This is a genomic window from Cedecea sp. (assembly GCF_036500665.1).
Taxonomy (GTDB): domain Bacteria; phylum Pseudomonadota; class Gammaproteobacteria; order Enterobacterales; family Enterobacteriaceae; genus Cedecea.
The window spans coordinates 1-3,863 of record NZ_DASYBS010000064.1 but is presented as its reverse complement, the minus strand read 5'-3'; the positions used below and the strand labels follow the sequence as shown (position 1 = coordinate 3,863).

Sequence of the window (3,863 nt, the reverse complement as noted above, 5' to 3'; positions counted from 1 at the left end):
AAAGCCAATATTTCACAACAAGCTCTGGCAAGAGAGGCCGGCTGGAACCAGCCGCGATTAGCCAATTACGAAAGATCCTTGCGGGTTCCCAGTCTGGATGATTCCCGTCATATCGTATCTGCACTTAATTCACTTGGGGTGAGTTGCACCCTTGATGACGTATTTCCCATGAAGAACCCCGAGTCGCGGAGTAAATAAAATGCAGCCCATGATTTTCGAACAGCATAACCCACTGACGGATTTTTCGCTGAAAACCCAAAATCAGTATCAACCCCGACGTCGGGATAACGGTAAGCGACTGATAATCCATGATGCAGTACGCGAATGGGAACAAACGTTACCGGGACAGGCTCAGGAAAAGATCGCGCGGCTGGTGGCCGAACAATGGGAAAAGCAGGATGGGCGCGGCATTACTGTCAACAAACAGAACCTCTACCGCTACCTAAAAAATGAAACGGGTTCGCAAAAATACAACCGTTACGTCATGCAGCTTGCTCCGGCAATTGCGCACGCAATGCCAGTTGAGATTGCCAGAAAACATGGGCTACGCAAGGGGATGACGGAAGCGGAGCTGGTGGCCTGTGCCATTAAGGAATGCAGCGAAGTACACCAGGCGAAGCTACTGGGCGCACCGTTGCAGAAGCTGGAGAAAGAAATCCGGGAAGCGGCTATTGCACTGTTCAGCATGCTGCCGGCAGATGCGGCGGGACCATTGCTGGCAAGCATCACCGCCGTCTCGCCACAGTTTATGTAATCGGGTTATGACCAGTGAATACCACCGGGAGAGATTATGAGCATTGACGCAATGCGATGGGCCAAAAAAGTTAAGACCGGAAAGTCATCCAGCAAAGCGATTTTAACCTGGCTGGCGGATATGTGTGGAGCTGATTTATGTGCCTATCCGTCGGTTGCGGCCCTCGCAGAAGCGACCGAACTGGACAGGAAAACAGTGCATGCCGGTTTACGGCACTTAATGGAAACAGGGCTAATTGAAGACACCGGGGAACGGCGTGGCAGAACGAAACAAATCCCTGTGTATCGATTGACCGGTATTGAGGAAAGTGTTGTTGATGCTGAACACACCCAAAAACGGGAGCCTTTAAAGACACCCAAAACCGGCCCCCTTGAGGCGAAGGCACCCGAAAACGGGTGCGTTAAAAATGACCAAAGACACCCGTTTTTTCCGTTAAAGACACCCAAAAACGGATCACGGAATCTATCAGGGAACCATAAAGATCTAAACCCCTCATACGGGGAGTCTGGTTTTTCACAGGTCGAACCAGTTGAAGCGATCCCCGAATATCCTGATCAGCCAGGTTTCGGTTTTCCTGCCGGGCAGGGATTTGGAAAGTTTTCGATTTTTGCAGAATGGAAACCTTCGCCGGAGTTTTGTCGGCAGGCCCGGTTATGGGGGATGCCTGTCAGGCAGGGTTTGAATCTGGCAGCGGAGCTTAACAGTTTCATCGCCTACTGGCAGGCCGAAGGCAAAGTATTTCACCAAATCCAGTGGGAACAGAAGTTCGCACGTCACCTGAGCAGGGCTAAAGCCCGGAACAACCCTGAGACCGGAGGTACCGACAATGCGGGAGTACGAACAGAGCCAACAGCATCCAGAGCTGTACAGCAAATCGACGCGGCCTATCAGGAATGGTGCCGACGACACGGGGTTCATGGCGGTGAAGACCGCATGGCAGCTGTGGCGGGTTATGGGGGAGATATTCTCGAACCGATGGACGCAGAAGAACGGGGCGGAGCCTTCCTCCCTCTGGATTGCCCAGATTGGTTCGATGACTGATGCCCAGATCCAGTTGATTTGCCAGCAGTGCATGGAACGCTGCGCTGCGGGGAACTCCTGGCCTCCTGATCTGGCTGAGTTTGTTTCGCTGGTCTCCGGGAGCGGAGCGAATCCATTCGGGCTCACAGCCGATCAGGTTATGGCGGAATACCGCAACTGGCGAAACGAATCCTACCGCTATTCGGGAAGCGACAAATATCCGTGGCCTCAGCCGGTGCTGTATCACATCTGCATTGAAATGCGCAGAACCGGCGTAGAGCGACAGATGACAGAGGGGGAGCTGAAGCGACTGGCAGAAAAATTACTCACAAAGTGGACAAAGCACGCTGGACTTGGCCTGAGCGTACCGCCGATCCGACGTCAACTGGCGTCGCCGCACCATCCGGCGGGACCCACGCCAGCGCAGTTGCTGATGGAAGAGTACAAACGCCGCAAAGCGAAAGGTTTAATTAAATAATCGAGTTTTGACCAATGACCAGAGGATTGATGATGATTATCGAAAGCCAGAGTGGACAATTTTCTGAAGGCAAGAGGAAGGCCACCGCATGCAGGCGACGCGCATTTTCTAAACTGTTGATTATTTCTTTTTAGCGGTGTACTGTTTTTATATACAGTATCTATTTGCGCAGTTAATTGACTGGAAACAAGGAGATAACACGATGTCTGCTGAAAAGAAACAACCGGCTTTTAGTGGCAAATCAAAACCGGCATCCAGGGAAGAAAGGGAGAAGGCGCTGTCCGTTGCGATTGGGCAGATTGAAAAGGCTTTTGGCAAGGGTGCGATTATGCGCCTGGGAGACAGCCCTCACTTAAACGTTGAAATGATGACAACCGGCTCTCTGGGGCTTGATATTGCGCTGGGCGGTGGTTTTCCGGTTGGACGCATATCCGAAATTTATGGCCCGGAGTCATCAGGTAAGACATCAGTGGCTCTCTCTGCCATTGCCAGCGCACAGCGTGAAGGCCGGCAGTGTGCTTTCATCGATGCAGAGCATGCCCTTGATCCGCGTTACGCTCAGCAGTTGGGGGTGAATATTGACAACCTGCTGATTTCGCAGCCTGACACCGGAGAGCAGGCGCTTGAAATCACCGACGCGCTGGTTCGTTCGGGAGCGGTTGGGTTGATAGTGGTGGACTCTGTCGCGGCACTGGTGCCAAAAGCCGAACTTGAGGGGGAGATTGGTGATGCACAGATGGGGCTTCAGGCTCGCATGATGGGACAGGCCATGCGAAAACTTGCCGGAGAAATCAGTAAAACAAAAACCATCGTTATTTTCATTAACCAGCTTCGTATGAAAATCGGTGTGATGTTCGGTAATCCGGAAACCACTACCGGAGGGAATGCCCTTAAGTTTTACGCCTCCGTTCGCCTCGATGTCAGGTCCCGAAACATTAAAGAAGGTGATGTCGTCACCGGAAAAGACACCACGATAAAGGTCGTCAAAAATAAAGTTTCCCCGCCATTTAAACAGGCAAGCTATCGCCTTATGTTTGGCAAAGGCATTTCACGGGCAGATGAAATCCTTGACCCTGGTGTGCAGTTAAAATTAATCAATAAAGTGGGGGCATGGTACGACTTCAACGGTGAAAAACTGGGGAATGGCCGTGGAAAAGCAGCAGCGCGGCTTGAAGAACATCCTGAGCTTGCCGACGACATCGCGCACCAAATCCGGGAAAAAGCACTGAACAACGCCCCCGCGATAGCTTCCATGCCGTGTGTTGCCACGGATGAGCAGGAAGCAGTGACTGACACTTATGAAAACGATTAATACTGCACTGCCTGTGATAAATACAAAGAGGAGGGAACATGGACGATCTACCGGATTCAGGCTTTGCGTTAATTCGTTGTGCGGACAGGGCTGTTATTGCCTGCTTTGAAAATTTCCCCCGGTGTGACCGCGCGTTGATGTATCGCAGGGGAGACATGTGTTCTTTTATGCCGCTCAGGGACGATGAGATTGTGGGCTCTCCGTCCTTCTTTACAATGATGCTGGAGAAAGCCGGCTATCGTCCTTCTCCACCCTTTGACCCCGTGGTATAATCAGTCAACTGGCCTGAACAACCAGTA

The 3,863-nt window shown here is 51.8% G+C and carries 6 protein-coding genes; all 6 read left to right on the top strand.

The genetic code is table 11. From position 1 onward, the window contains the following. On the top strand, positions 1-198 hold a 198-nt coding region (locus VGM55_RS10550; RefSeq protein ID WP_414648243.1), incomplete at its 5' end, for a helix-turn-helix transcriptional regulator. 1 nt (position 199) lies between these two features. Then, positions 200-754 (top strand): toxin YdaT family protein, encoded by a 555-nt coding sequence (locus tag VGM55_RS10545; RefSeq protein WP_331635428.1) that lies wholly within the window; start codon positions 200-202, stop codon positions 752-754. A gap of 36 nt (positions 755-790) precedes the next feature. Then, entirely contained in the window at positions 791-1,795 is a 1,005-nt protein-coding gene (locus tag VGM55_RS10540) for a DnaT-like ssDNA-binding domain-containing protein (protein WP_331635427.1), read from the top strand. Then, on the top strand, positions 1,707-2,252 hold the full coding sequence (locus VGM55_RS10535) for a replication protein P (protein WP_331635426.1): 546 nt from the start codon (positions 1,707-1,709) through the stop codon (positions 2,250-2,252). The genes VGM55_RS10540 and VGM55_RS10535 overlap by 89 nt, the downstream gene beginning before the upstream one ends. A 202-nt stretch (positions 2,253-2,454) precedes the next feature. Further along, positions 2,455-3,564, top strand: a complete 1,110-nt coding sequence (gene recA, locus VGM55_RS10530) for a recombinase RecA (RefSeq protein WP_331635425.1) — start codon at positions 2,455-2,457, stop codon at positions 3,562-3,564. Positions 3,565-3,602: 38 nt separating this feature from the next. Next, positions 3,603-3,836 (top strand): hypothetical protein, encoded by a 234-nt coding sequence (locus VGM55_RS10525; protein ID WP_331635424.1) that lies wholly within the window; start codon positions 3,603-3,605, stop codon positions 3,834-3,836. Positions 3,837-3,863 lie beyond the last annotated feature (27 nt).